Below are 25,275 nucleotides of genomic sequence, written 5' to 3'. Positions count from 1 at the left end.
AATCCGAACCTCCAAAGTTCCCAGCCGCACAAGGCAAGCCACCGACTGTTTGGTGTGGAATACCGAGTTCCGGTCCTGTAAACGGCAAGCTACCAACAGGACTAGGCCGAATGGCGCCTGCCGTCTAATTCATTGTTAAGCTTCAGTTTTAATGCTCAGCCGGCGCATTAACATTAAGTGATAATATTGCGATACCTAATATTTCTAGACAGCGTATGGTTAATATTCCGAAATAGGAGGCTGACATGCCGTTTTTTAACGAAGCGAGCCGAGTATATAATACTATCGAAGTCACCTTTTTGCGTAGCTGCTATACTAATGCAGCCATCATTCTCGAAGAAAGTGACCAGAATTATTCGGCTCATGAACTCGCATCGTGCATAATTTTGCTGTACGAACGTGGACTACGCGATCAAAGTTATATCAGCGAACTTGCTGCAAACCTGGCACATCTTAGATACAGCAGACGCCATCAGATGGATCGGGCAAATTCCAACAACCTCTTTGGAACGTTTGCCTGAGCGAGAGAGTTTTTTCCCAAACTCGTTTCGGGTCTGTGATCGCTTGCCTAAGAGAGCCAAAGCCGATGTGCCACAGCCAATCAGGAGAAGCACTCCGGCTACCTGCTGTCTAACAAGACGTTCGAGCTACACTGTCTTAAAATGTGTTAACCTGGCGCTGGAGGCGTGTTGATATCCGTTTCTGTAAAGCTGCGGGCTTTTTCCAGAATCCGCTCCGCAGCCTCGTACTGTTCGTCGGATACCCTGACTGCGAGGAACGTTCCGCCCTGCTCTATCCCGGCTGAGTATATGTTCGCATCCGTTCACTAAGGCCCGCTTCGACGAGAGAACGATAAACATTCCCGGCGATGCCGCCGATTGCAGCCCCACTAACAGCACCCGTCAGGGTGCTCGCGAGCCAGCCTGCAGCGACGATCCGCCCAAGTCCGGGGATTGCCATCAATCCAAGACCTGTGAGCAATCCTGCGGTCCCGCCCACAAGGGCCCCGGTGCCTGCTGCGACACCGGCTGCATTCTCCGTCAATTCTCCTTCGCTCCCGCTGGATATGATGGCAATTTCTTCGGCATGGATTCCTGAAGCCACCAAAGCGGCAATAGTGAGTTTTGCTTGGAGTGTGTTTGAAAACAACGCACTTACGGTTCGCATTGCGCCTATCCTTTTTGTGTGAACCGCCTAACACCCGACAGGCGGGTTCGTTCCGTAGTCCCAAGGGGAACAAACTGCTTTTCGATCGGTTAGACAGCGCGACAATCAAAGGAAAGACAATTAAGGGAGTGGAAAATGTCTGATACTCGACACTGGCTCATTCAATGGCTTCGTGATGCTCATGCAATGGAAGAGCAAGCCGAAACGATGCTGAACGGACTCCGTCTGGAAAACTATCCGAACTTGGCCGAACGCATCCGTGGCCACCTTGAATAAACCAAGACCCAAGCTGAGCGGCTTGAGCGTTGTCTGGATCAACTCGGTGAAGATGCATCCACTTTAAAGGATGCTGGCGGTAAACTGATGGCCATGGGTCAGTCGTCTAGTGGCTTTTTCGCGGGCGACGAGGTTTTGAAAGGCTCCCTTGCGAGCTTCGCATTCGAGAATATGGAAATTGCCTCCTACACGATCCTCATCGCTACTGCCCGCCGATTGAATGAGGAAGAAATTGCAAGGGCATGTGAGCAGAGCCTGCAAGAGGAAATCGCTATGGCGGACTGGCTTCGGTCCAATCTGGATGCGACAACTACCCAGTTTCTGGAGAGGACTTTTGCCGAGAGCGACGCCGCGAAGCGCTAAAAATCCGGCACCACTTCGATGCCCCTTCAATCATCTTCACCGACCTCATACTCCCCATCATCCGAGACGCTGTTTCTCGGATGCCAGCGCAAAGCGTGGATCTGAATGTACGAATGCGGCGCGCGGCCCCAGCGGCGTTTAGAAACGCCGCCGGGGTTTACACTTTTTTAAGGCTTCTTTACAACCACCGCGGCATTTGGCTCTGAGGAAAACGTGGCACGCTTCGCCTGCATGATTGAGCCATCGGATCGTAGTTGTGCATTGGGGAGACGCAAATGAGTTGGATCATTTTAGCGGAAGCTGTTCTTACCTCTGTGCTGGCACTGGTTGCACTTGCCATGATTTGGCACGCGGGGCGCTAGCCGATTATACCAGGCAGTTCATTTTTTACCCTTGACCGCTGTCCTTGTTCCCCTATCAAACACCTTTGCGCAGGCTTTCCAGACCGATGGCAACCCAACTTGCGCGAGCCCCGGCTATCGCCCCCCGCAGGCCGGGGCTTTTATTTGAAGCATATGAACTGCGGTCCTTCACCCTTAGTCAATCCCCTGGTCTGGACACAGCTGGTCATCTCTCATCTGTTTTGGTGACGATGAACCAATTCAACGCACGTGACGGTCTGTTTCGTTTCGGTGCTGAGAAATCGCGGGGTCGATACCTGCGGAAACCAGAAAATCATGCCTTTTAGCGAAAGCAACAAACAGTCCGCGGGCCGTTTCGAAGTCAATTTCTCCGCGCAGCGCGGCCGCGCAGGCCTTTAGTGCAATGTTATGGGCTGGGTTTCGAAGTGAAGCGGGCTGTTCTGAAAGAAACCGGTAGGCCTCAGTCGCATTGCGAACCTCGACCGGAAGGCCAAGGCCAACAAGAATGGAAACTGGCTTTTCAAACAAATCGGTTCTCATCGTACTCTCCTTTCTAGCCGTAAGGTTTTGGTTTGCCGTTAGCCGTCAGTGGATGACTGGTAACCCAGACGTGACGGTGCAAAATGGGTATTGGGCGAGTTAAATGCACGCTCCAGAGAACTACAGCGAGAAACGTACTTTCATTAATCGTCGTCGCCTACGTTAGCCGCCTCCAGAATATCAATGAGATCGGCGATTATTCCCGACGGTAGTGAACGTCCGTCATTAACGAGTGCTTCGTCAGCATTGATCCACGCCCAAGCTTGGGCAAGCTCTGCTGATGATGCTCCAGTCGCGTTAATTGCTGCGGCTAGCGCCTCGTCGGTGGGTCCCAAAATAGCGGTTATCTCTTTGATTTTCATCTGAGCTACCTTTGTATTCCCGGGAAGCGGAAGCCATGAAATCCAGTCTCATTACTCAGTGCAATTTGAACTCGCCCTCAACGCGGCGCCATTCGTTTGGCCCAATCAGTCGCTGATGTGTGTAGCGGACGGAATGTAACGGGCCATCAAGTTTGGCCTGCCAAAAATCCAGAAAGCGGTGCATTTCCGGAAAATCCGGCGCCAGATCATAGTCTTGCCAGATATAAGATTGCAAAACGCATTCGAAATCGGGAATTCGATAGAGTATGTGGGCGGTGGTGAGGCCATAGCCGTGCATCTGACGTTCCAGATCCGATGAAAATCGCACGATTCATCTCCGTTTCAAGATAGCCAAAGACTGAGAATAAATGTTGCTCCGCTTCCTGAAAAATTCAACAGAAAAAATGATTTTATCGTTCGTTACCAGTGCGTTGGCAGCATTCTGCGATGAATGCTAATTTTTCTCGTCTCCCTCTTGAAATCAGGAAATCGCTAAACCAGATCATCACGCGCAAGATGCTCCAAGGAGGTTTTGCACCCGCCCGGACTGGTGATCCGGTCCGGGCGGGGAGCTACGTCATCTTTTTTGCTCAACGGAGGAAAACATGTCGTTTCGACCGCTTCATGATCGAATTCTTGTCCGCCGGGTTAATTCGCAGGAAAAGACCCAAGGTGGGATAATCATTCCTGACACGGCGAAGGAAAAGCCCCAAGAAGGCGAAGTAGTCGCGGTAGGCGCCGGCACCCGAAACGAGGTTGGCCAAATTCAGGCGCTTGACGTTAATGCTGGCGATCGCATCCTGTTTGGCAAATGGTCGGGCACGGAAATAAAGATCAATGGTGAGGAACTCTTGATCATGAAGGAAAGCGATGTCTTTGGCATTATCGAGCATGCGACCGAGCAGAAAAAAGCTGCCTAACGCGAAAATTTATTAATTCAATCCATCAGTCAGATAGCTGCCTATTGAGGAGTTAAAAAATGGCTGCGAAAGAAGTCAAGTTTCACACTGACGCCCGGGAACGCATGCTGCGTGGGGTCGACACACTTGCCAATGCCGTTAAAGTAACCCTTGGCCCAAAGGGACGTAATGTCGTGATCGACAAATCCTTCGGTGCCCCGCGCATTACCAAAGACGGCGTTTCTGTCGCCAAGGAAATTGAACTGGAAGACAAGTTCGAAAACATGGGCGCGCAAATGCTGCGCGAAGTGGCTTCGAAGACCAATGATCTTGCCGGTGACGGTACTACCACTGCCACCGTTCTTGCCCAGGCGATTGTTAAGGAAGGCGCAAAGGCGGTTGCTTCAGGTATGAATCCAATGGACCTAAAGCGCGGTATTGACCTTGCGGTCGATGCCGTCGTCAGGGAATTGAAGGCAAATGCGCGCAAGATTACCAGCAATTCTGAGATCGCGCAGGTCGGTACGATTTCTGCAAATGGCGACGAAGAGATCGGGCGCTATCTTGCGGAAGCGATGGAGAAGGTAGGTAACGACGGCGTCATCACCGTCGAAGAAGCCAAAACTGCCGAAACGGAACTTGAAGTCGTTGAAGGCATGCAATTCGACCGAGGCTATCTATCGCCCTACTTCGTTACCAATCAGGACAAGATGAGGGTCGAACTCGAAGATCCATACATTCTGATCCACGAAAAGAAGCTGTCGAATTTGCAGGCTATGCTGCCACTGCTTGAGGCTGTGGTCCAGTCGGGCAAGCCACTTCTGATCATCGCTGAGGACGTCGAGGGAGAAGCTCTGGCGACGCTTGTCGTTAACAAGCTGCGCGGTGGTTTGAAGATTGCAGCCGTAAAGGCACCGGGCTTTGGTGATCGACGCAAGGCCATGCTCGAAGACATTGCCGTACTGACTGGTGGCTCTGTTATCTCGGATGATCTCGGCATCAAGCTCGAGAACGTTACGTTAAACATGCTTGGCAGAGCTAGGAAAGTGGCAATCGAGAAGGAGAGTACAACAATCATTGACGGCGTAGGCTCTAAAACCGAAATCGACGCTCGGGCTGCACAGATCCGAACGCAGATCGAAGAAACCACGTCAGATTACGACCGGGAGAAGTTGCAGGAGCGCCTCGCCAAGCTTGCCGGCGGTGTCGCTGTGATCCGTGTCGGCGGCTCGACAGAAGTGGAAGTAAAGGAGAAAAAAGACCGGGTCGACGACGCGCTGCATGCGACCCGCGCCGCTGTTGAGGAAGGCATTCTGCCGGGCGGCGGAGTGGCCCTTCTCCGGGCGGTCAAGGCGCTGGATGATCTGTCGGCAACCAATCAAGACCAAAAGGTCGGTATCGATATCGTGCGTCGCGCGATCGAAGCGCCGGTTCGGCAAATTGCCGAAAATGCCGGGGCGGAAAGCTCTGTTGTCGTTGGGAAGCTTCGCGAGCGGACTGACCACTCTTACGGCTGGAACGCACAGACGGGCGAATATGGCGATCTCTACGCCCAGGGCGTCATTGATCCCGCCAAAGTGGTGCGCACTGCGCTTCAGGACGCGGCGTCCGTTGCCGGCCTTCTAGTTACAACCGAAGCCATGATCGCCGAAAAACCCAAGAAGGAAATCCAACCCGCCCCTGCTGGCGCAGGTATGGACTTTTAATTATTGAAGACATGGCCCGCTCTTCCGAGCGGGCCATGTATACTCCAGATTGCCAGTCAAAAACTGATTTGCATAAAAATTGACCCTCGCCGACCAGTATCCTCACTTTGCCACTTTTGTTCGGACAAAGTTCTGACGACTGCGCATCCCAATTTGCTTGCTTCCGACCTGCTATATATTAGCTCGGGGGTTTCGCTTTGAAAGCAGTAAGAGCGAGGCGATGATGATCGTTCCAATAATGAACAGAAACGCCGCAGCAGCGATGGCTGGACTTATATTCTCTCTGATTGTCGAGAACATCTGACGAGCAACCGTGCGTTGGTTCGGACCTGCAACAAACAAGGTTAGCACGACTTCATCCAAGGACGTTGCAAAAGCAAACACCGCCCCTGTCACGATGCCCGGTGTTGCCAATGGTAGAGTTACCTGACGCAAAACCATCCAAGGTGATGCGCCAAGGCTAGCTGCGGCATTTTCCAGGCGGCGGTCAATGCCCTGAAGCGCAGCGGTCACGTTAACAACAACAAACGGAATTGCAATGACCGTATGAGCAAGGATAACACCCATATACGTATTTGCGAGGCCATACTGTGCGAACATCAACTGCATGCCGACGCCAAGCACGACTGCTGGAACGACCATTGGCAGCAGAAATACTGTTCGAAAGAAGCTGAATAACAAAGATACAGACTTTCCACGTAATCCGAGTGCAGCAACCGTACCAAGAATGCTCGCAAGGATCGTCGTTCCAATTCCAATAATTAAACTATTGACGATGGATCGACGCCAAGCGTCGGCCATGAACAACTCATGAAACCAACGAAAAGAATAACCAGGAATCGGGTAATTCAAGAAAATGCTGTCTGTAAAAGCCAGAGGAAGGATGGCAAATAACGGAGCCATCAAAAAGATGATAACCCCAGACCCGAATATTGCCTTGCTGACGATGAGCGTTCTCATGCGCGCGCTTCCTCCGAAGATAGACGAAGATAGACGACGTAGAGGATCATTGTTGCAGCCAGAAGCACAATTCCAAGCGCGCCGGCCATACCCCAATTGGCCGCCCCAGTCGCGTAATAGGCGATGACAGAGCTAATCATCTGATCCTTAGCCCCCCGATCAGTGCTGGTGTGATGTAGTAACCAAGTGCACTCATAAAGACGAGAAGCCCACCGGACACGACACCCCGAAGGCTAAGGGGCAGCAGTACCAACAAAAAAGCGCGAAAGGGTGACGCGCCTAACGATGCAGCAGCAGGCATCAGGTTTTTCGGAATCCCGATGAGAACGCTGAAGATCGGCAGTACCATGAAGGGTAGAAGGACGTGGGTCATTGCAATCACGACGCCCAACCGGTTGAAGATGAGTGGTACGGGCCCGCTTGTCAAACCAAGGGTTTGAAGCGTCATATTGATGAGGCCATTGTCCTGAAGAATGATGTACCAGGCTGCAGTTCGCACAAGGAGCGAAGTCCAGAGAGGAAGAAGCACAGCTCCCAGTAGCAATTGACGTCTCCAACCATTAGTCGATGCGGCAACCATCGCAAAGGGTAGTCCTATAGCAACACAACATATCGTCACCACTCCGGCCATGATCAGCGTTCGAAAGAGCGTGGTCCGATTGGCGGATTTATCTTCGGGCACATTGATGATACTGCCGTTGGCGTCTCGCTGTAGATCGACAGCCGACAGCAGGTTTCTGTCGGTAATCGTGGTGCCAGCCGCTTCCTGGATTGCAATCCAGAATACCGGATCGCTCCATCGCGGGTCCACCGACACCAGATCGGAGATTGACTGGTTCTCCGCAACAGCGGTACGTGTCTTGGTCATCAAAGTGCGAAAGCCGGACTTTGCGCTGTTCAATCGACGGACCAAGTCGCCGAAAAGCTCATCGTCGCTGACATTTCGGATGTCGTTGGCGAGTGCTAGCTGAGCTGCCGCCGACGGGACAGTTGCTCTGTCCCAATCCTGCAGGGACTCGGATACGGTGGGTAGTGCTCTTGACGCGATAGGATCGGAAACCGCCGACTTCATCATTGTTGCAAGTGGTGCGACGAAGAAAAATGCCAGGAAGAGAGCCAGTGGTGCAATTAGCGCTATCGACTTGATTTGATTTTGGAGCCGAGATGGACGGTTCATGAAACGACCCAGCATTGTTCCGGAGCGAAAGAGGCTATGACCTCTTGCCCTATTTTTGGCGTGATCGCGGTTCTAGTAGCCTTGACCACGAAGGATCCGTTTCCGGCGTCCACTTGTACCTGAAGATGGTCACCGTGATACACAATATCCGCTACCGTTACCTTTAGCTGATTTTTTGCCGCTCCAGGCTGTCCGAGCTCTATACGTTCCGGGCGCACAGACACATTGATAGTGCTTCGAGGTTCCAAGCCTGCGGTAGATGCTACTTTGATTGTTTGACCATCATCCAAAGTGACGTCCACGATGCCATTGGACGATGAAGCGACTGTGCCGCTCACTAGGTTAGTTTCGCCAATAAACTCGGCAACGAATTGAGTTTTTGGCCGGTCGTAAATTTCCGAGGGTTCGCCGATCTGCTCAATCTTGCCATGATTGAAGATCGCTATGCGATCGGACATCGTCAAAGCTTCAGTCTGATCGTGTGTAACAAAGACGATAGTCAAGCCCAAGCGATGATGGATATCACGAATATCCATCTGCATCTGTTCGCGAAGCTTCTTGTCAAGAGCGCCCAACGGCTCGTCCATCAATACGACTTCCGGCTCGAATACCAATGCGCGAGCCAGCGCAACCCTCTGTTGCTGACCACCGGATAATTGTATTGGTCGACGTTCGTGGAAGGCTCCCAGTTGAACCATGTCGAGGGCCTTCGTCACACGCTCGACAATCTCGGCTTTGGAAAGGCCCCTCATCTTGAGCGGAAATCCTACGTTGTCCGCTACAGACATGTGAGGAAACAAAGCGTAATTCTGGAATACAACTCCCATATTTCGCTTATGGGGCGGCAAAGCATCTACGCGCCTGCCTCCGACAGCAATTGCACCGCTAGTTGGATTCTCGAAACCGGCCAGCATCATGAGAAGTGTTGTCTTGCCGGACCCGGATGGGCCCAGCATGCTCACGAACTCTCCCTTGCCAATCGACAGATCGAGATCATCGACAACGGTCATCATACCGAACGCTTTGCTGACCTGGTCGAAATGGATAAACGCGTCACTCATCATAACCTGCGCTGATTCTTGGTAGTCTCGAGGCCAAAGGCTGCTCCGCTGCCCCTGAGGGCAATGGAGCAAGAGATTGCAATCGTTGATTCCTATTGAGCTAGCCAGGCATTGAAACGCTGCGTCAACTCTTCTAGGTTGTCGGTCCAGAAATCCACGTCCAGAGCGATGGCTCCGCCGATGTTTTCATCGGCAGTCGGAAGCTCTTTCTGGAACTGTTCAGGCACCAGCTTCGTCGCCCCAAGGGTCGGTAAACCGTAAGCGATATATTCAGGAAGTTTCGCCTGGTTCTCTGCCTTGCTGGCATAGGCGATGAAATCCATGCCCGCATCCTTGTTCGGGCTATCTTTCAAAATGACCCAGCTATCGATGGCGTATACACTGCCCGGGAACACAAATCCGAAACTCTTGCCTTCGGACCGGTTGATGCCGCTGATACGACCATTGTAAGCAGAAGTCATGACGACCTGCCCGGACGAGAGCAGCTGTAGCGGCTGCGCGCCAGCGTCCCACCAGATGATATCTGCCTTCAATTCTTCAAGTTTCCTGAAAGCCCGGTCAACGCCGCCTTCACTGCTCAAAACTTCATAAACTTGATTAGCAGGAACGCCGTCGGCCATCAATGCGAACTCAAGAGCGTATTTCGGCCCTTTGCGAAGGCCGCGCTTGCCGGGAAACTTCTTCGTATCCCAGAAATCAGCCCATGTCCTTGGCTCTTCTTTGAGCTTTTCGCCGTCATATGAAAGCCCGGTCGACCACACGATATTGCCAACACCACAGTCACTGACTGCTGCAGGAAGATACGCATCCTTCCCGCCAAGCTTCTCCCAATCAATTTTCTCATAAATACCGTCGGCGCACCCTAGCGCTAATTCTTCAGCCTCAACTTCCACCACGTCCCAGTTTGGAACACCGGCCTTCACCTTGGCCTGGAGAACGCCGTAACCGCCCTCCCAACTTTCATCTAAAACTGGCTTGCCGATCGCGGAGGCGAAGGGTTGAAAGAAAATTTTACGTTGCGCGTCCTGAAAATTTCCTCCCCAGGATACAACGGTCAGATCACGGGCCTGGGCACCAAAGACACCTGCTACCAGGACTGTGGACGCTATAATCGAAACTTTGAGTATGTTCATCGGACGCTCCCCTTTGTGCTCTCGATGGCCTATAGCAAAGCACGTTTGAAAACTTTGGAAAGCGGGGTTAACCGAAACGGTCAATATATTCACCATATTTCAGTATAGGGTGAAGGGATTAATAAGTTGGCGGAGTAACCGCGCTGATAATCTCGCTCTGACCGTCGAAGACATTCCGAAACCGATGAGGCACACGGCTATCAAAATAATACCCATCGCCGGGTTTTAGCACCCTCTTCTGGCTTCCGACCGTAACTTCAACCAGACCAGAAAGCACCATGCCAGCCTCCTGTGCTGCGTGAGTAAATTCCTCGCCAGAATCCGCCCCAGGTGCATAACGTTCATGTAACATGAGAAGTTCTCGATTGGGATGGTCCAGACCGATTACTCTATAGGAAATCGTATCTACCTTCCCAATCTCAGCTAAATCTGCCGACGAATAGAAGGGCGAATAAGGAAGGCTGGATTGCAAATCGGAGAAAAAACCGGTCAGTGTTGTCCCCAACGCATCGAGTACTGCACCAAGAGTGTCGATGGACGGGCTCATCCGGTCACGTTCGATCAATGATATTGTGGAGTGAGATATCCCGGAACGAGCGGCGAGTTCTCGAACTCCCAGATCTCGGCGACGACGAAGTTCGCGAAGTTTGCTACCGATTTTAGGCATATATCGTTTTCCATGTTTCTGTGCTTACCCACATTGTCATCGTAAACGCAGGGAGGATACCTGGAGCGAAATTGGTTCACCTGCTTTGGTGATTATAATGAACATATGGTTTGTGGGCAATTGTCGGATAGCCAAGCTTGAAAGATGTTGAGGATGATCATCCCACACAGGAGGTTTTGATGACGTCGCGTCTCGATGCGCTGAAAGGCAAGTTTATTCAAATAAAAGAACCGACACGAGACGCCGTCTCTGATACGGCGCCGGTCGAAAAAATAGTGAAGGACATCATCGCAAATGTCCGAGAACGCGGCGATGCTGCTGTTCGCGAATATTCTCTTGCTTTTGATAAAGCGGATCTCGACCGTTTCGAGGTCACTGAGGAAGAAAAGCTCAAGGCCGTTGCCGACCTTGATCCGCAGACGCGTCAAGACACCGAATTTGCCATCGCCAATGTCCGCCGTTTCGCCGAAGCACAACTCGGCACGATCCTCCCGTTGGAAATAGAGAGCTTGCCGGGCCTGCATCTCGGTCATCGGGTTATTCCGATTGAAATCGTAGGCTGTTACGTACCAGGCGGACGTTATCCTCTTCTCTCAGCTCCGGTAATGACGATCGTCCCGGCCAAAGTCGCTGGTTGTGATCAGGTCATCGCCTGTCTTCCCCCGAATGCGCATCAGGCCATGATTGCAGGCTGTCATCTGGCAGGTGCAGACCGCATCTTCCGCGTCGGCGGTGCACAGGCAATCGCAGCCATGGCATATGGCACGGAGACTATTCCCGCGGTCGACAAAATCGTGGGGCCCGGCAATGCGTTTGTAAACGAAGCAAAGCGTCAGGTTTTCGGCCAAGTAGGTATTGATCAGCTTGCGGGCCCAAGCGAAATCTTCATCGTTGCCGACGAAACAGCCAATCCTGCGACGCTGGCGACCGACATGCTTGCTCAGGCTGAGCATGACGTACGCACACGCGTTGGCCTGGTTACGACAGATCGGAAGCTGGCGGATGAGACCATCAAAGAAGTCGAAAAACAGCTGCGGAACCTTTCCACCGCTGCTGTAGCAGGGGTTGCATGGAAAGATTACGGCGAAGTGACCGTTGTTGACGACGAAGAAACCATGATCGCCTACTCCGACTATATCGCAACAGAGCATCTTCAGGTCCACACACGCGACCCGAAGGCAACGGCGAAAAAGCTGCGCAACTATGGTTCGATTTTCATCGGCGAGCTGGCCAGTGTTGTATACTCCGACAAATGCTGCGGCACGAACCACACACTGCCCACTATGGCGGCGGGCCGTTACACGGGTGGACTTTGGGTGGGCTCATACGTAAAAATTGCCACGCATCAATGGCTGGACGAGCGTGGCGTTGCTGCTGTAGCGCCAGCTGCTGTTCGGCAAAGTGCAACGGAACAGCTCGAAGGACACCGTCGGGCCGCAGCGCTCCGACTGAGCCCTGAACAGTTGGAAACTGTCTAGCTAGCCATCCGGATTATCGCGATGTCGGGAAGAAGCCGCCGAGGTATTTCGGCGGCTTCTTTCTGCTTAACAGGCCCTTCGGAATAAGGGAACGAAGCACTCCACGCCAACCTTGGCGCTTCGAAGGGAAGGCTACCTATTGCTGCTTCGAGAGCACGATGAAATTATTCTGGAGAATGTTAGCGCTGCGACCTGATTGCCAGTCAGAAGTGTGAGAATGCCGAGCCTCCTCATAACAACTTACGATAGCCACGTCATGTTAATCTGAGTGACAACCTAGGTGTTGAAATTAGCACCATTTGGTGATAAATTGACTCAACTGCAGGAGGTAGTTTTATGCGTTCAACCATTAATCTTGATGATAATCTCTTGGAAAAAGCCAGATCCCTGACGGGCACAAAGGAGACAGCCGCTTTGGTCCGCCAAGCGTTAGAAGCACTCGTGCGCGTCGAGACTGGTAAACGGCTTATCGCTCTTGGAGGCACCATGCCGGACGCTGAAGCCGCCCCCCGCCGTCGGAGCTCAGTGAATAAGTGATATTAGCAGATACTTCCATTTGGATTGATCATTTCCGCCGAGGTGATAACGATCTTGTAAAAATTATTGGTAACGATCTTCTGCTTTGCCATCCGGCAGTCATTGGCGAACTTGCTTTGGGCAGCCTACGCGACAGGACCGCTGTGTTAACTTTTCTCCGCGCACAGCGTGAGACTATCGTAGCAACCCACGACGAGGTTATGACTCTCATTGAGAGGCATAACGTTTTTAGCATGGGTATTGGCTACACGGATGCTCACTTGCTCGCTTCTGTCCTACTTGATCAGCGCACATCACTTTGGACCCGAGACAAGCGGCTCAAGCTAGCGGCCCTCAAAGCTGGCGCTGCTCTTTATGAGCCCTTTCATAGTTAAAAAGAATATAACGCCATCCGCTTGATCGGCCGTTTTGATGAGCTCGACCGGGTGACACGGTCTTGAATGGGACCGGAAGCAGAAAGTCCGGTCCGGCCAAAAAATGTGCTAAAGGGGGCATAATGAGCTGTCGGCACAACCACCTGATTGCCAGTCAAGAACCGTGGCTTTGGGAGCCAGTGTCTAACCTTCAATCTTAGCAAAATCATCCCAGCTTAACACCCCAAGCAAATAACGAGTAAATCTTGGCACTTGCAGATTTGTGAGCTGTGTTAAGGGTGTTGTCACGTTAAGTTTCTCTGGCCGGAAAGGCCAGGGGCTCGTAGATATTCAGGCGAAACAGGCCGCAATTTTCCATGCATCGAAAGCTTCGAGGCGATGGTAGCGAATTGTGTGTGCGGCTCGGCGACGAGATGGAACAGAGAAACAATTGCGGGTCGCTGAGTGCATGGAGACGAACCGTTGCAACGCTCCAGTTGACCGATGACCTTGCATGGTTCGCTCCCGTTTCCTAAACGGCAGATGGCTATTTTCGGCCCGATTATTGAGGCCCTTGTGCGACCAATGGTCAAGGCCGGGTGCCACTTCTGCCTTTGCTGCACCGTAGGAGCGGAGCTTATCGGTGATGATCCGTTTGGGAGCAAAGCCATAGCGCTTCATTAACGCCACAAGCAATCGCTTTGCCGCCCTTTTATCACGCCGCTTCTGCAAGATTTCTTCGAGAACGGAGCCATGTTGATCCACCGCACGCCAAAGCCAGAATTTTTCTCCAGCGCATTTGACGACCACTTCGTCCAAATACCAAACATCGCCGGGGCGCGCCTGACGCCGCCGCAAGTTGCGTGTGATCTGGGGGCCGAACTTGGCGATCCAACGACGAACTGTCTCGTATGATACGTCGATTCCACGCTCAAGCAGCATTTCTTCAACTTCACGCAGACTAAGGTTAAACCGCAGATAAAGCCACACCGCATGAGCAACGATCTGTGGCGGAAAACGGTGACGCTTGAAGATGATATCTGATGTCTGCATCGCCAAAATTTACGCCCAAACCGTCAGGCAGGCAACTGCAGCCCAGTTAACGTGACAACACCCGAGGAGCCTATTAAGCCAGACGTCCACCGGCGCCCTCTTTTCCAGATTACCAGAGATAAATGTCCGACGATCTGATTGAGTAACTGTCAAGAATCTGCGCCTTTGCCAATAAACTACAGCTCCTCACTGCATTGAAACCGCCTTATCCAGATTTCTCAATTTCTGCGCAAATCGGTTGGTCAGCCGAGCGAAACGGAATATTTTTGATTTAGTGGAGACCGCCGATTAACTACCTTTTTTTGATACTGCCGTCAAAACCATCTTAACACCGATCAGAATTGGCACAGCAACGACGAAAAGCAGTGCAATTGTGAGAAATGCTGTATTGAAAGCGATCACCGTAGACTGGTTTGCGACTGTCTTCTCCAAAAAGACCATGGACGCCTGCCCTGCACCCACAGTAGTCATCCCGCGGGCCTCGAAAAGTGCCTCACTAGTTCCCAATCGTTCACCTACAGCAGAATATCCAGCTGTAATATGGCTGCCGAGAACCGATACATTGCTTGCAATATTCCGCGTCACTAGAGACTGAAGACAAGCTACACCCAAGAGACCGCCGAACTGGCGACCAGTGTTGAAGATCCCAATCGCAGCAGGGAGGCTGCACGCGCTTACCGTACTGAATGCGATCAAGGTAATAGACAGAAATAGAAAGCCAAGGCTCAAGCTCCGCAGGAGAACGGCGTTCAACATGTCGTCCATTCCGCTGTCGCCTGCGGAGCCTGACAGGAGCCACATAGCGATCATGATCATCACGATCCCGAAGGGTACGGTGACAATTGGAGAGACGCCCAGGCCCTGGAATACGAAGGCAGACAAGAAAAGCGAAAATACAAAAGGAATACTACTGGCGAGCAAAAGAATACCGGTATCCGTTGGCGTGAAAGCCAGGACCGAGATTGCAAAACTCGGAATCAAATAAGTGCTTCCAAACAATGCCGCACCAGCTACAAAACTTACTATGAATGCGAACGTAAAATCGACGGACCTGAAAACACTGAGCTCGAGCAGTCCTTCATCCTCAGGCCGGCTCGCTTGGTGACTAATAAACAGGCAAAGCGTCACCACACCTATTCCGGTCAGCCACCGGATGCGACCTTCATCGAACCAGTTCCAGCGGTCGCCCTGGTTGAGCACATAGACGAGGCAGAAAAGCGTGATTGATGCCAGTAGAAGGCCACTCCAGTCAAAGCGCCTATAGGGAATATAGGTGTCGATGGTTTCTTCTGATAGGAGAACAAGCCCGGCTGCCAGCAATCCGATAGGAACTACTGAGAAAAAAATCCACGTCCAAGAATAGCTGTCCAATAGCCATCCTTGCAGTGCCGGTACGAGGGTCGCCGGTGCAACCACAGCCCCTGTTGCAAACAAGGCTTGTAGAACAGGCTGGCGAGAAGGCGAAAAGTCTCGAAAGATAACGGTTTGTCCGATTACCAGTAGGAGACCTCCCGAAAACCCCTGAAATGCGCGCAGAACAATCAGCAAATCCAATCGGGTCGTCAAGGCAGTGGCCGCACTTGCCAATGTTATCATCACAGTCGCCGCAACAACGATAATCCGCAAATTAACGGTCGTCGCAATCCAAGATGCCATAAGGAACGCGATCATCTTCAGTGTCGTATATCCGATGTCGAGCCAGGCGAATTCGTCGGGAGTAGCGTATACATCACCGATTATATGACCTTTGCCAAGCGTCAAAGCGGTACCCGCAATCGCCTCAGTCAAAGTGGCAATCACAATGCCCGCGAGGAGGAGGCATCCTGTATTCTGCCTGGTTTGGCTCGAGACGCTTGGGGGAGAGAGCATCAATTCTCACTCCCCAAATCGATCTTGACCCGGGCGGAAAGTCCAGGAACCAGACGGCCGGGAAGTGGATTCTGAACAAGTTTGATCTTGACTGGAACACGTTGCACGACGCGGACGAAATTGCCAGTAGCATTATCAGCGGGCAGGAGACTGAAGGCCGATCCGCTACCCGGTGCAAAGCTGTCAACTTTTCCCTCGATAATTGTTCCTGGATAGGCGTCGACCGTTACCTGGGCCGACTGACCGGGTTGAATATTCTCAATCTGTGTTTCCTTGAAATTTGCGACAATCCATACGTCCTTGATTGGGACCAGATCGATCAGTGAAGCTCCAGGGGATACCAGGCGTCCGACGCGAACCTGACGGTTACCAATAACGCCGTCAAAGGGAGCACGGACGACTGTATTGTCGAGATCAATTCGGGCCAGGTCACGCGCAGCCCTGGCTTGAAGCACAGCAGCCAGGGCTGCTTCCTTTTGTGTGGTGAGAACCTTGATACGTGTTTCTTGTGCCTCCAGCGCGGCCTGAGCGCCTAATAAGCCAGCCTCTGCTTTTGACCTCGCAGCGTCACTTTCATCGACCTGAGCTCTGCTGACCGAATTTGTGCGAACAAGTTCACGCTGTCGCTGAGACGCTTTGACCGCGAGAGCAAGATCTGCCTCTGCTGCCCGTTTCTGTGCCGTCGCCTGCTTGACCAGAATATGCTGAAGCTGGATCTCCGCCTCAACATTTTCGATATGTGCCTGTGCCGCCTGCACATTTGCTTCAGCCTGCGCCAGACGTGCGCGGAAATCCCTGTCATCGATTCTGAACAGAACATCATTTGCTCGTACAGTCTGGTTGTCGGCTACATCAACCACGGTGACATATCCGGTCACCTTCGATGCGATTGCAGTCGTATTACCGCGAACATAGGCATTGTCCGTTGTCGTCCGCTCGCTCGAGCGCGCCCACGCCCAGCCTCCCGCAGCGGTTGCAATCGCGCTGAGACAAAACACCAGACCAACGATTTTTTTCTTCTTCCAGGTCATCATCTTGTGCACCAATTGGTAATTGTCGTTACCGTTGACGGTTATGGTAATGTAGGTTACCGGTCAAGCGGAAGTTATTGAAGAAGGCCGATAAAGTGACCGATACGAAAAGCGAACGGACAAAACTTCGACGGAAAACTATTCTTCGTGCTGCAGCGGAGCTTTTCTTCGAGCAAGGCTACGCAACCACCAGCATCGATGCGATCATAGAGCGTACCGGTGGCTCGAAGCGAACGATCTATAGTGAGTTTGGCAGCAAGGAGGGATTGTTCCTGGCTCTGGTTGCCGATAATGCGGATCGCGCGATCTCTGCACTCTCTCTGGACTACACTACCCAAAGTGACTTGCCCGATATGCTGACGACTTTTGGTAACCACCTACTGGACGTTTACATGAGCCCTTCGGTCCTGGGCATTTATCGTATCATCATCACTGAAGCCGGGCGGTTTCCCGATCTTGCGCGCGTGTTTTATGAGAAGGGCCCGGGCCGCACCACGGCTCATCTCGCCAAAGTTCTCCAGGCTGCAGCCGACCGCAAAGAAATTCAGATAGACGATCCTTTGCTTGTTGCCGGGCATTTCGTTGGAATGATCCGGGACAATCTTCATTTACAGGTTGTGCTCGGATTACGACCTCCCCCCACCGAAGGGGAGGCGCAGGCCACTGTCGCCTCTGCTGTAGCGCTGTTTCTTAATGGTGTGCGGCCTCGGTGAGGTTGTTACGCTCAGGCCGAAGCAGAACGCACACATTGGAGAAATCAAGCCTTGGCTGCCACCGGAAGCCGGAACGGCGCGCCGAGGCGATTGAACGCGTTCATCGCGGCGATCGTGATAGTCAAATCGACGAGGTCCTTCGGTTCGAAGGCGGCTGAGGCCGCGGCATAAGCCTCGTCGGAGGCATGGGTCTGGCTGACATTTGTCACTTCCTCGGCCCAAGCGAGAGCGGCCCGTTCCTGATCGGTGAACAGATGAGGCACCTCGTCCCAGACCGGCAGTAGAGTGATCTTGTCCACTGACATCGTTTTGCGCAGATCACGGCTGTGCATGTCAATGCAGTGGGCGCAACCATTAATCTGCGACACGCGCAGAAAGACGAGGTGTATCAGCTCTTCCGGCAGGTTCGTTTTAGCTGTGACGTAATGGTGAACACCATACAGCGCCTTGGCACCTTCGGGTGCGACTTGGGCCCAGTTCATTCGGGACATGTTGTTTTCCTTTCTTGAGGCGCGACTGTTCATAAGCCAGAGAGCCGCCCTTGCTCGGTCAAAAATTAACAAGGTTCAGGAACCGTGTCGTCTGACTACGGTTTGCGCGGGGTCGTCAGGGCGGTATCGTCTGTATCGACGACGAAGACAGCGAGCAGTTTCGCCGGCTCTGTCTTACTGGCATTGGCGGATACATCGTGCAGGTCGCCCGGTAGCTCGGTGAAATTCTGACCGGCGGTAAAGGTCTTCGTCTCGCCACCGTTCACGGCGCTCTGGATCGCGCCTTCTAGGACCGTGGCATAGATCAGCGCGGACTTCGCATGCGTGTGGGCGGAGCTGTAGCCGCCGGGGCCGTACTCGACGAGGACGCCCTTGACGCTCTTGCCTGGAACGTCAGGTAGAGGATGCTCGTACACCAGGGTCACCTTGGCGTCCTTCGTATCGTATACGAGCTCAGGCTTCGTGACGTCGTGAGCCTGAGCTGTGACCAACGAGGCCGCTAGCACAGCGGCAACATAGATGAACCTCTTCATGTTTTTTCTCCTGATTTGCTGTGGGTTAAGCATTAAGCCATTCGGTGATCGTGATCCGGCCTTTGATGTAGTCTCCGCCTGGGACAAGCGATCCGTTGACGACAGGGGCGCCGAAGTAGTCGACTTCAGAGTTCGCTTCGACGACAGGAGCGCTCCCCTTCGCATCGAGATACATCCGGACGATGGATTCGAACGATGCCCGTTCCGGCCCAGCAAGATCGATATTTCCGTTCATCGGTTCGCCTAGCGCAGTCTTCACCAGAGTGGCGGCGACGTCGTCGGCTGCTATCGGCTGTAAGTCGATATCCGGTACCTTCACGCTACCGTCGGCTGAATAGGCGCCGACCAGCGTCTCGATGAACTCATGAAACTGCGTTGCCCGGATGATTGTATAACCCTGGCCCGAGGTTGCGACGGTCTCCTCCTGCACCACTTTGCCCGCCATGTAGGGATTGGCGGCAAGACCGTCCGCGTTGACGATCGATAGGACGACGTGATGGCGCACGCCAGCGGCCTTTTCCGCGTTCGTCAGGTTCCTGCTTGACGTCCCGAAGAAGTCGACGAGTGCTTCCTTGTCAAAGGACATCATGTTTGACACATCAATGACGGCGTCGGCGTCTGCGATGGCTTCTACCAGTCCTTCTCCCGTATAGGCGTTGATACCGTTGCGAGAGCTTGCGATGACGGCGTTTTGGCCGGCGTCCTGCAGCAGCTTCACTACCTTTGATCCGATTAGGCCCGTGCCGCCGATCACGACGACCTTCTTCATCTTGGTCATGTTATTTTCTCCTATGACGAGGCGCGATTGCCCGTCTTGCGTTCGTGGAGTTCAAGGAAGGCGCATCCGCGAGCGGCGATACCGCCGTCGTCGTCAGCACCGAGACCCGCCAAAAGGTCCGCGACCGACACCTTGGCGAGCTCTGCACGATAGGCCTTCTCGGCCTTAAGCATCGCGGCATTAATTTGGCAGGGCTTGGTAAAGTAGCGCTGCGGCAGTGGGTTCGGCCCGCGCTGGCGGATCTCGGCGCACCGAAAGGCGGGGGCCGGTCCCTCGACCGCGAGGACGATGTCCAGGAGACTGATGTCACTAGGCGCCTTTGCCAGCCGATAGCCCCCTTTCGGCCCCGGTGTCGTCGCGACTATCCCGGCGCCAGAAAGCGCTTGCAAATGCTTCAGCAGATAGCTCGTCGACACGCCGTGGAGTTCGGCCAGTGCTGCCGCCGACAGGACGCCGTCGTCGGACAGCCCCGCCAGAAATGCCGCACAGTGGATGGCCTGCTCGACGCCTTCGCTCAGTTTCATGTTACATCTCCTAATCGTAGATATAATTTATCTATGATTAGGTTCATTGTCAATACCTGTTTAGATCGAACGTATTGATCATGGAATTGCCCGCCTTTCGGATAGTAGCGAGTATGATGATCGGTGCCCCCAACGTATAAGCAACCTTCTAAAAATGAAGCTGTCCGCCGTATTTCCAATAGATTCTGACGTTGTGGTGAAGGTTCCAGGAAATGCGTCGGTCATCCGGGTAGCCTTGACTGCATCTTGTAAAAACGCCCCAAACGCAAAACCTCCGCCCCTCCGATCATTTCGCACAAGACGAGAAGGGCAGCACGGGGTGAGATATCGAGCTTGCGGCGATGATGCTGGCTGAAACCAATGGCCTCGCCAGCACCTGTTCAATGAACCCGGCAGTTTTGACGAGGCGCGACGGCCGGTAAACCGCCGCCCTAACATCTGGCGCGCTAGCAACAACTGGTCATCTTCTTCGAAACCGAGGTCGACCCCGGTGATCAACACGAATAGTTCTCAGGCAGCCCATATTGAACGACAGCACATGTGTTTGGCTTGTCATCCCATCGCGGGCAATGGTCAGGGCGTGATCGGTTGAGCGAATATCGCGCACCACCTTCTGCAACATCAAGTCCTCATTGAACCACAGCGATGAAAGGTCTCGACAAACCAGAACTCTTCGATGTTCCCTCTCTCCACTGGCGACTGCTCAAGTCCCTCTCCGAGACGCGCAAGAGCGACACCCACGTCAAAAGACGGTCGCATAAGTTTATTGGGCGGAATATTTGTTAGCGGCTCATTTGTTTTTGACGTAGAGTCAAGAACACGCGCCAATCAGTCTTTACAGATTGCCAGTCAAGAATATTCCGGAGTTGGTTTTGAAAACCTAGGTCGGCAAACGTGAGGCCCGGCGGGGGACGTGCCGGGCCTCGTTTCTGAAAGGCGTTTTGGGGTAATTACCTTTCCGAATTTTCCGCAAAGCTCGAATGGCTGCCTGATTTGGCTCCTACTCAGCCGCGAGCGCTGATGGCGCGGTTGACACGTCTGCTTCTTTCACTGCCCCCTCCGCCGACGGCTGAATTCTGAACCATGCCGCATAAAGGGCTGGAAGGAATAGCAGGATCATAGCGGTCCCGACAGCTGTCCCGCCAATCAGCGTATAGGCCATTGAGCCCCAAAACACTGAATGGGTCAGCGGAATGAAGGCGAGTACGGCTGCTAGCGCCGTCAGGATAACTGGACGCGTACGCTGAACTGTCGCCTCGATGATGGCGTGATAATCATCAAGACCGGCAGACTGGTTTTCCTTTATCTGTTCGGTGAGGATCAGTGTGTTCCGCATCAAAATTCCTGCAAGACCGATCAAACCGAGGATGGCATTAAAACCGAAGGGTTGATTAAAGATCAGCAGAACCGGGACAACGCCTGCAAGCCCTAGCGGCGCGGTCAACATGACCATCGTCATCGTCGACAAGCTCCTGACTTGCAGGATAATGACGATCAGCATTGCTGCAATCATTGCGGGGAAAATCTTTACGAGAGCTACGTTGGCCTTGAGTGACTCCTCAATATTCCCCCCCCATTTCAATGCGGTAGCCAACAGGAAGCGACACTATCAAAGGCTGAAGAGCCGTCATGATCTCTTGAGAAACCTCTGGAGGCTGGGTTGCTTCATCGATATCGGATCGAATGGTCACAACAGACATCCGGTCCCGACGCTTTAAAATCGGTTCCTCCATTCGAATTTCGGTGTGGCCTATCTGATCGAGTGGAATCTGGCGACCATCCCGGCTCATGAGCGAGAAGTCTCCCAATCGGGACGGATCCAGTCTGGTCGACCCAGCGCTTCTGCCCACAACTGGCACATCACGGATGTTTTCGCGAACCTGCGTCACGGGAAGGCCGCTTAGAAGCAACTGCAACTGTTGTGCTGCTTCGACCGGTGACAGGCCGATCAGCTTCAGGCGATCCTGATCCGGTATGAAGCGAACGACCGGCGTGCGGTTACCCCAATCCCGATTGGGCTGACGCACATCTGGCACCGTCTTCATTATGGCAAGCGCCTGTTCCGAGAGCTTGTACAGTTGTGCCGGATCGGGTCCGATGATGCGAAATTCAACCGGAAAGGGTGTATAGGGACCAAAAACAAGCTGCGTTACACGTACGTAAGCTCCCGGCGCAAGACCCTGCGATATAGCTTCGCGAAGTCGGTGTTTGAGTTCCTCGCGTGTTTCTGCGTTCGGCGTCAGAACAACTATTTTTGCAAAAGCCGGATCAGGCAATTCCGGAGCCATGGCGAAGAAGAAACGTGGTGCACCCTGCCCGACATAGCTGGTGACAATCTTTGCTTCCGGTTGCTCCTTCAGCCAATGTTCCAGTTTTTCGACCGTAACCGTCGTTGTCTCGATACTGGTACCTTCAGGCATCCGTATTTCGACCAGAACTTCAGGGCGATCGGACGTGGGAAAGAATTGCTGTTTGACGGCGCCCATACCGACAACCGAGAGCGCCATCAATATACCCACGATCGCGCAGGTCATGTATTTATGACGAACGGCAAACTCGATTGTATGCCGCAGGCGACGGTAGTTTGGCGTATTGTAGATCGCGTGATGTCCGCCTTCCACGGGCTTGATTGCGGGGAGCAGTTTCACACCAAGATATGGCGTGAACACAACTGCGACAAACCACGACACGATCAGAGCGAAGCCCACAATCCAGAATATATTACCGGCATATTCGCCTGCGGTCGAACGCGCAAAACCGACGGGCATAAGGCCAATAATCGTCACGAGTGTGCCAGACAGCATGGGTGCAGCGGTATGGCTCCACGCGTAGGCAGCAGCCTTGATACGATCCATACCTTCTTCCATCTTAACGACCATCACCTCGATCGCGATGATGGCATCGTCGACAAGCAAACCGAGCGCAAGAATGAGCGCACCGAGCGTGATACGGTCAAAAAACCGGCCCGTCTCCAGCATTATGAGGAACACCACGGCCAGCGTCAGCGGAACAGCCAGTGCAACAACAATTCCTACCCGCCAGCCAAGACTGACTAGGCTGACGAAGAGAACCACGCCAAGTGCCATTGCGAATTTGAGCATGAATTCACCGACAGCAGCATCAATATTCACCGCCTGATCGCTTACCTTGTCGAGCGTCATTCCGAGAGGCAGAGACTGCGCAATCGTTGCCGAGCGTTCTTCCAATGCCTTTCCAAGGTCAAGTCCGTTCCATCCCTGTTGCATGACCACACTGAGCATTATTGCGGGTTCGCCCTGATGACGGATCAGATAGGTCGCCGGCTCCTCATAGCCGCGTCTTACTTCTGCAATATCCGACAGCTTTAATGTACGTCCAGCTGAAACAATCGGGGTTTCAGCAACAGACTGGATGCTGTTGTAGGCCCCATCAAATCTTATGAACACCTGAGGCCCGCGTGTATTGATGGAACCAGCCGGCGTGACCGCATTTTGCCGTTGCAAAGCCGTCGCTATATCCTGTGCCGTGATACCAAGTGTGGCCAGCTTCGCGTAAGAAAACTCGACGAATATCTGCTCGGGACGTTCGCCAAGGATATTGATTTTCTTGACACCCGGAACGTGCAGCAGATCCTGGCGAATTGTTTCTGCCTGACGCACGAGGTCGCGCATAGGCATTCCTTTGGCCTTCAGTGCATAAAGGGCGAAACTAACATCAGAATATTCGTCGTTGACGAAGGGGCCAAAGACGCCCGCTGGCAGATTGCGCGCTTCGTCACCGAGTTTCTTGCGGGCCTGATAGAACTCTCCCTCAACTGCATTTGCGGGCGTGTTATCTTTCAACGTGACGGTCAGATATGCGTATCCGGGACGGGTCGTCGTTTCGACCCGATCATACCAGGTCAGTTCCTGTATTCGCTTTTCAAGCGGTTCGGCGACGAGATCCTGCATCTCACGTGAAGTTGCGCCTGGCCACACCGCTGTGACGGTCAAAGTCTTGATCGTAAATGAGGGATCTTCCGCACGGCCGAGGCTCAGAAATGCGTAAACACCTGCAGCCGCCAGCAATATGATGAAGAACAAAGTTACGGCACGTTCACGCACCGCCAATGCAGACAGATTGAAGTTCATTGGTTTGCTACCTTCATCTGTTGCTCGGTTCGAACGGCATCACCTTCCGTGAGGAGATGCGCGCCGAGTGCAACGATCTGCTGTCCGGCTTCGACACCAGAGACGAGAGCATCCTCCTGGCCTATCTCTTCAATTGTCACCGGAACCAGATGGACTGTGGAGGTCGCCGAATTAACGACCCACACGCCAGTTCTGTTTCCATCGTCCAGAACAGCGCTGACGGGAACCGAAATACCGGTAGCCTGACTGCTATCCGAAATCTCGACCGTAACCGTTGACCCAAGAGGCGCAGACGCGGCCGCCCCTTCGAGCACATAGCGCGCTTCATAGGTTCGGGTTTGTGCGTCAGCAGAATCCGATATCTGACGAAGGCGCGCGTTACCGCCACTTTCGCCATTTCCATAGATGTTTGCTCTGGCAACGGATCCGAGCTGGGGCCTCAATGTCTCAGGCAACCAGACGACTGCCTCGCGCGGACCATTGTGAGCAAGTTGAACCACGGTCTGGCCCACGACGACAACCTGTCCCGGTTCGCCCAGAGTGTTTACGACCGTACCGTCAGCATCTGCAGTCAGGACCGAATAGCTGGCTTCGTTTTCTGCAACGCGGGCTTCTGCCTCTGCGGCCGATAGCTGAGCCGCAGCCGTGTCGAGAGCAGCCTTTGCCTGTTCGTAGCGCTGCGGCGTCGCTGCCAGTCCTTTTCTAACCAGGATCGCATAGCGCAGTTCGTCCGCCTGAGCCTGTACGAGGAGTGCCCGTGCGACGTCAACTGCATTTCGCTTCGCAGTCAATGCCAACTGCAAATCTGTCTCATCAATACGCATAAGGGCTTGTCCAGCCTTGACTTGCTGTCCGACGTCCACCAGGCGCTCAACAATTTTCCCCGGCACACGAAACCCGAGATTGCTCTGGATTTTTGCTTCGACCGTACCGGTAAATGAACGTGTCTGGGAGCTGGCTGACTGTGCGGTCACCAGACGCACCAGAGCTGGTGCACTACGTGGATCGGCATCGGTCCGCTCATGGCCGGGTACTTCGAAAAAAATGAACGCAGCGACACCCAATGCAGCAATGCCACTGCCTAATGTCAAAACGTGTTTGCGCTTCATAGCAAGTGGACCTTCTAAACGGAC

The 25,275-nt window shown here is 53.3% G+C and carries 23 protein-coding genes and 3 pseudogenes; 8 read left to right on the top strand and 18 right to left on the bottom strand.

What is annotated here, in order from left to right; translation table 11 throughout:
- The first annotated feature begins 245 nt into the window (after nt 1-245).
- Nucleotides 246-521: a hypothetical protein gene (locus QLQ11_RS22095; RefSeq protein WP_121539285.1), complete on the top strand. Its 276-nt coding sequence runs from the start codon at nt 246-248 to the stop codon at nt 519-521.
- Nucleotides 522-792: 271 nt separating this feature from the next.
- Here the strand turns inward: QLQ11_RS22095 and QLQ11_RS22090 are convergent, their stop codons facing one another.
- Complete coding sequence (locus QLQ11_RS22090) at nt 793-1,167, bottom strand: hypothetical protein (protein WP_283735397.1); 375 nt, start codon at nt 1,165-1,167, stop codon at nt 793-795.
- Nucleotides 1,168-1,302: 135 nt separating this feature from the next.
- Here QLQ11_RS22090 and QLQ11_RS22085 point away from each other — a divergent pair.
- Nucleotides 1,303-1,806, top strand: a pseudogene (locus QLQ11_RS22085) (ferritin-like domain-containing protein).
- A gap of 602 nt (nt 1,807-2,408) precedes the next feature.
- Here the strand turns inward: QLQ11_RS22085 and QLQ11_RS22080 are convergent.
- From QLQ11_RS22080 to QLQ11_RS22070, 3 genes are all read right to left on the bottom strand, one after another.
- Nucleotides 2,409-2,708, bottom strand: coding sequence for a DUF982 domain-containing protein (locus QLQ11_RS22080; protein ID WP_121539287.1), 300 nt, complete (start codon nt 2,706-2,708; stop codon nt 2,409-2,411).
- A 143-nt stretch (nt 2,709-2,851) separates the two neighbouring features.
- Nucleotides 2,852-3,070: a hypothetical protein gene (locus QLQ11_RS22075; RefSeq protein ID WP_121539288.1), complete on the bottom strand. Its 219-nt coding sequence runs from the start codon at nt 3,068-3,070 to the stop codon at nt 2,852-2,854.
- A gap of 55 nt (nt 3,071-3,125) precedes the next feature.
- A complete protein-coding gene (locus tag QLQ11_RS22070) occupies nt 3,126-3,398 on the bottom strand; it encodes an usg protein (protein ID WP_121539289.1) in 273 nt (90 codons plus the stop codon).
- Between the two features lie 277 nt (nt 3,399-3,675).
- On the opposite strand from QLQ11_RS22070, the gene QLQ11_RS22065 reads away from it, so the two are divergent.
- On the top strand, nt 3,676-3,990 hold the full coding sequence (locus QLQ11_RS22065) for a co-chaperone GroES (RefSeq protein WP_121539290.1): 315 nt from the start codon (nt 3,676-3,678) through the stop codon (nt 3,988-3,990).
- Between the two features lie 59 nt (nt 3,991-4,049).
- On the top strand, nt 4,050-5,675 hold the full coding sequence (gene groL, locus QLQ11_RS22060) for a chaperonin GroEL (RefSeq protein WP_121539291.1): 1,626 nt from the start codon (nt 4,050-4,052) through the stop codon (nt 5,673-5,675).
- A gap of 171 nt (nt 5,676-5,846) precedes the next feature.
- Here the strand turns inward: groL and QLQ11_RS22055 are convergent, their stop codons facing one another.
- The 5 genes and pseudogenes from QLQ11_RS22055 to QLQ11_RS22035 all read right to left on the bottom strand — a co-directional run bounded on the left by QLQ11_RS22055 (nt 5,847) and on the right by QLQ11_RS22035 (nt 10,673).
- A complete protein-coding gene (locus QLQ11_RS22055; RefSeq protein ID WP_121539292.1) occupies nt 5,847-6,635 on the bottom strand; it encodes an ABC transporter permease in 789 nt (262 codons plus the stop codon).
- Nucleotides 6,632-7,827, bottom strand: a pseudogene (locus QLQ11_RS22050) (ABC transporter permease). Before QLQ11_RS22050 ends, QLQ11_RS22055 begins: the two are co-directional and overlap by 4 nt.
- Nucleotides 7,809-8,873, bottom strand: coding sequence for an ABC transporter ATP-binding protein (locus tag QLQ11_RS22045; protein WP_167836145.1), 1,065 nt, complete (start codon nt 8,871-8,873; stop codon nt 7,809-7,811). The pseudogene QLQ11_RS22050 and the gene QLQ11_RS22045 overlap by 19 nt, the downstream one beginning before the upstream one ends.
- Nucleotides 8,874-8,965: 92 nt before the next feature.
- Nucleotides 8,966-10,006, bottom strand: coding sequence for an ABC transporter substrate-binding protein (locus QLQ11_RS22040; RefSeq protein ID WP_121539295.1), 1,041 nt, complete (start codon nt 10,004-10,006; stop codon nt 8,966-8,968).
- Nucleotides 10,007-10,124: 118 nt separating this feature from the next.
- Nucleotides 10,125-10,673 (bottom strand): cupin domain-containing protein, encoded by a 549-nt coding sequence (locus QLQ11_RS22035; RefSeq protein WP_121539296.1) that lies wholly within the window; start codon nt 10,671-10,673, stop codon nt 10,125-10,127.
- A gap of 179 nt (nt 10,674-10,852) precedes the next feature.
- On the opposite strand from QLQ11_RS22035, the gene hisD reads away from it, so the two are divergent.
- From hisD to QLQ11_RS22020, 3 genes are all read left to right on the top strand, one after another.
- The gene (hisD, locus tag QLQ11_RS22030) at nt 10,853-12,151 is read left to right on the top strand and encodes a histidinol dehydrogenase (protein ID WP_121539297.1); all 1,299 of its coding nucleotides are present in this window, start codon (nt 10,853-10,855) and stop codon (nt 12,149-12,151) included.
- Between the two features lie 336 nt (nt 12,152-12,487).
- On the top strand, nt 12,488-12,688 hold the full coding sequence (locus QLQ11_RS22025; protein ID WP_010660355.1) for a type II toxin-antitoxin system VapB family antitoxin: 201 nt from the start codon (nt 12,488-12,490) through the stop codon (nt 12,686-12,688).
- The gene (locus tag QLQ11_RS22020; RefSeq protein WP_121539298.1) at nt 12,685-13,062 is read left to right on the top strand and encodes a type II toxin-antitoxin system VapC family toxin; all 378 of its coding nucleotides are present in this window, start codon (nt 12,685-12,687) and stop codon (nt 13,060-13,062) included. Before QLQ11_RS22025 ends, QLQ11_RS22020 begins: the two co-directional genes overlap by 4 nt.
- Nucleotides 13,063-13,392: 330 nt before the next feature.
- Here QLQ11_RS22020 and QLQ11_RS22015 read toward each other — a convergent pair whose 3' ends face one another.
- The 3 genes from QLQ11_RS22015 to QLQ11_RS22005 all read right to left on the bottom strand — a co-directional run bounded on the left by QLQ11_RS22015 (nt 13,393) and on the right by QLQ11_RS22005 (nt 16,994).
- Entirely contained in the window at nt 13,393-14,094 is a 702-nt protein-coding gene (locus QLQ11_RS22015) for an IS6 family transposase (protein WP_283735755.1), read from the bottom strand.
- 288 nt (nt 14,095-14,382) lie between these two features.
- Nucleotides 14,383-15,963 carry an MFS transporter gene (locus QLQ11_RS22010; RefSeq protein WP_371836074.1) on the bottom strand — a complete coding sequence of 527 codons (1,581 nt, stop codon included), beginning with the start codon at nt 15,961-15,963 and terminating at the stop codon, nt 14,383-14,385.
- Complete coding sequence (locus QLQ11_RS22005; RefSeq protein WP_079210513.1) at nt 15,963-16,994, bottom strand: HlyD family secretion protein; 1,032 nt, start codon at nt 16,992-16,994, stop codon at nt 15,963-15,965. Before QLQ11_RS22005 ends, QLQ11_RS22010 begins: the two co-directional genes overlap by 1 nt.
- Nucleotides 16,995-17,071: 77 nt before the next feature.
- On the opposite strand from QLQ11_RS22005, the gene QLQ11_RS22000 reads away from it, so the two are divergent.
- A complete protein-coding gene (locus tag QLQ11_RS22000; protein WP_283735400.1) occupies nt 17,072-17,707 on the top strand; it encodes a TetR/AcrR family transcriptional regulator in 636 nt (211 codons plus the stop codon).
- Between the two features lie 44 nt (nt 17,708-17,751).
- Here the strand turns inward: QLQ11_RS22000 and QLQ11_RS21995 are convergent, their stop codons facing one another.
- From QLQ11_RS21995 to QLQ11_RS21970, 6 genes and pseudogenes are all read right to left on the bottom strand, one after another.
- A complete protein-coding gene (locus QLQ11_RS21995) occupies nt 17,752-18,198 on the bottom strand; it encodes a carboxymuconolactone decarboxylase family protein (RefSeq protein WP_283735401.1) in 447 nt (148 codons plus the stop codon).
- A gap of 95 nt (nt 18,199-18,293) precedes the next feature.
- A complete protein-coding gene (locus tag QLQ11_RS21990) occupies nt 18,294-18,731 on the bottom strand; it encodes a cupin domain-containing protein (protein ID WP_063620584.1) in 438 nt (145 codons plus the stop codon).
- A 25-nt stretch (nt 18,732-18,756) separates the two neighbouring features.
- Entirely contained in the window at nt 18,757-19,509 is a 753-nt protein-coding gene (locus QLQ11_RS21985; protein WP_283735402.1) for an SDR family oxidoreductase, read from the bottom strand.
- Between the two features lie 11 nt (nt 19,510-19,520).
- Nucleotides 19,521-20,033 carry an Rrf2 family transcriptional regulator gene (locus tag QLQ11_RS21980; RefSeq protein ID WP_121539180.1) on the bottom strand — a complete coding sequence of 171 codons (513 nt, stop codon included), beginning with the start codon at nt 20,031-20,033 and terminating at the stop codon, nt 19,521-19,523.
- A 1,000-nt stretch (nt 20,034-21,033) separates the two neighbouring features.
- Nucleotides 21,034-24,142: pseudogene (locus QLQ11_RS21975) on the bottom strand (efflux RND transporter permease subunit).
- Nucleotides 24,139-25,251: an efflux RND transporter periplasmic adaptor subunit gene (locus QLQ11_RS21970; RefSeq protein ID WP_283735404.1), complete on the bottom strand. Its 1,113-nt coding sequence runs from the start codon at nt 25,249-25,251 to the stop codon at nt 24,139-24,141. The pseudogene QLQ11_RS21975 and the gene QLQ11_RS21970 overlap by 4 nt, the downstream one beginning before the upstream one ends.
- Nucleotides 25,252-25,275: the final 24 nt, after the last annotated feature.

The organism is Ochrobactrum sp. SSR, from assembly GCF_030067775.1.
Taxonomy (GTDB): domain Bacteria; phylum Pseudomonadota; class Alphaproteobacteria; order Rhizobiales; family Rhizobiaceae; genus Brucella; species Brucella teleogrylli.
Note: the sequence above shows the minus strand (reverse complement) of the source record. Positions and strands in the feature narration are given on the sequence as shown.

Excerpts from the sequence above, each read along its gene's own strand:
- QLQ11_RS22025 (WP_010660355.1), top strand. The coding sequence starts at position 12,488 with ATGCGTTCAACCATTAATCTTGATGATAATCTCTTGGAAAAAGCCAGA.
- QLQ11_RS22005 (WP_079210513.1), bottom strand. The coding sequence starts at position 16,994 with ATGACCTGGAAGAAGAAAAAAATCGTTGGTCTGGTGTTTTGTCTCAGC.
- groL (WP_121539291.1), top strand. The coding sequence starts at position 4,050 with ATGGCTGCGAAAGAAGTCAAGTTTCACACTGACGCCCGGGAACGCATG.
- QLQ11_RS22075 (WP_121539288.1), bottom strand. The coding sequence starts at position 3,070 with ATGAAAATCAAAGAGATAACCGCTATTTTGGGACCCACCGACGAGGCG.
- QLQ11_RS22015 (WP_283735755.1), bottom strand. The coding sequence starts at position 14,094 with ATGCAGACATCAGATATCATCTTCAAGCGTCACCGTTTTCCGCCACAG.
- QLQ11_RS22035 (WP_121539296.1), bottom strand. The coding sequence starts at position 10,673 with ATGCCTAAAATCGGTAGCAAACTTCGCGAACTTCGTCGTCGCCGAGAT.
- hisD (WP_121539297.1), top strand. The coding sequence starts at position 10,853 with ATGACGTCGCGTCTCGATGCGCTGAAAGGCAAGTTTATTCAAATAAAA.
- QLQ11_RS22045 (WP_167836145.1), bottom strand. The coding sequence starts at position 8,873 with ATGAGTGACGCGTTTATCCATTTCGACCAGGTCAGCAAAGCGTTCGGT.
- QLQ11_RS22065 (WP_121539290.1), top strand. The coding sequence starts at position 3,676 with ATGTCGTTTCGACCGCTTCATGATCGAATTCTTGTCCGCCGGGTTAAT.
- QLQ11_RS22095 (WP_121539285.1), top strand. The coding sequence starts at position 246 with ATGCCGTTTTTTAACGAAGCGAGCCGAGTATATAATACTATCGAAGTC.
- QLQ11_RS22090 (WP_283735397.1), bottom strand. The coding sequence starts at position 1,167 with ATGCGAACCGTAAGTGCGTTGTTTTCAAACACACTCCAAGCAAAACTC.
- QLQ11_RS21985 (WP_283735402.1), bottom strand. The coding sequence starts at position 19,509 with ATGACCAAGATGAAGAAGGTCGTCGTGATCGGCGGCACGGGCCTAATC.
- QLQ11_RS21980 (WP_121539180.1), bottom strand. The coding sequence starts at position 20,033 with ATGAAACTGAGCGAAGGCGTCGAGCAGGCCATCCACTGTGCGGCATTT.
- QLQ11_RS22055 (WP_121539292.1), bottom strand. The coding sequence starts at position 6,635 with ATGAGAACGCTCATCGTCAGCAAGGCAATATTCGGGTCTGGGGTTATC.
- QLQ11_RS22040 (WP_121539295.1), bottom strand. The coding sequence starts at position 10,006 with ATGAACATACTCAAAGTTTCGATTATAGCGTCCACAGTCCTGGTAGCA.
- QLQ11_RS21990 (WP_063620584.1), bottom strand. The coding sequence starts at position 18,731 with ATGAAGAGGTTCATCTATGTTGCCGCTGTGCTAGCGGCCTCGTTGGTC.
- QLQ11_RS21995 (WP_283735401.1), bottom strand. The coding sequence starts at position 18,198 with ATGTCCCGAATGAACTGGGCCCAAGTCGCACCCGAAGGTGCCAAGGCG.
- QLQ11_RS21970 (WP_283735404.1), bottom strand. The coding sequence starts at position 25,251 with ATGAAGCGCAAACACGTTTTGACATTAGGCAGTGGCATTGCTGCATTG.
- QLQ11_RS22010 (WP_371836074.1), bottom strand. The coding sequence starts at position 15,963 with ATGCTCTCTCCCCCAAGCGTCTCGAGCCAAACCAGGCAGAATACAGGA.
- QLQ11_RS22080 (WP_121539287.1), bottom strand. The coding sequence starts at position 2,708 with ATGAGAACCGATTTGTTTGAAAAGCCAGTTTCCATTCTTGTTGGCCTT.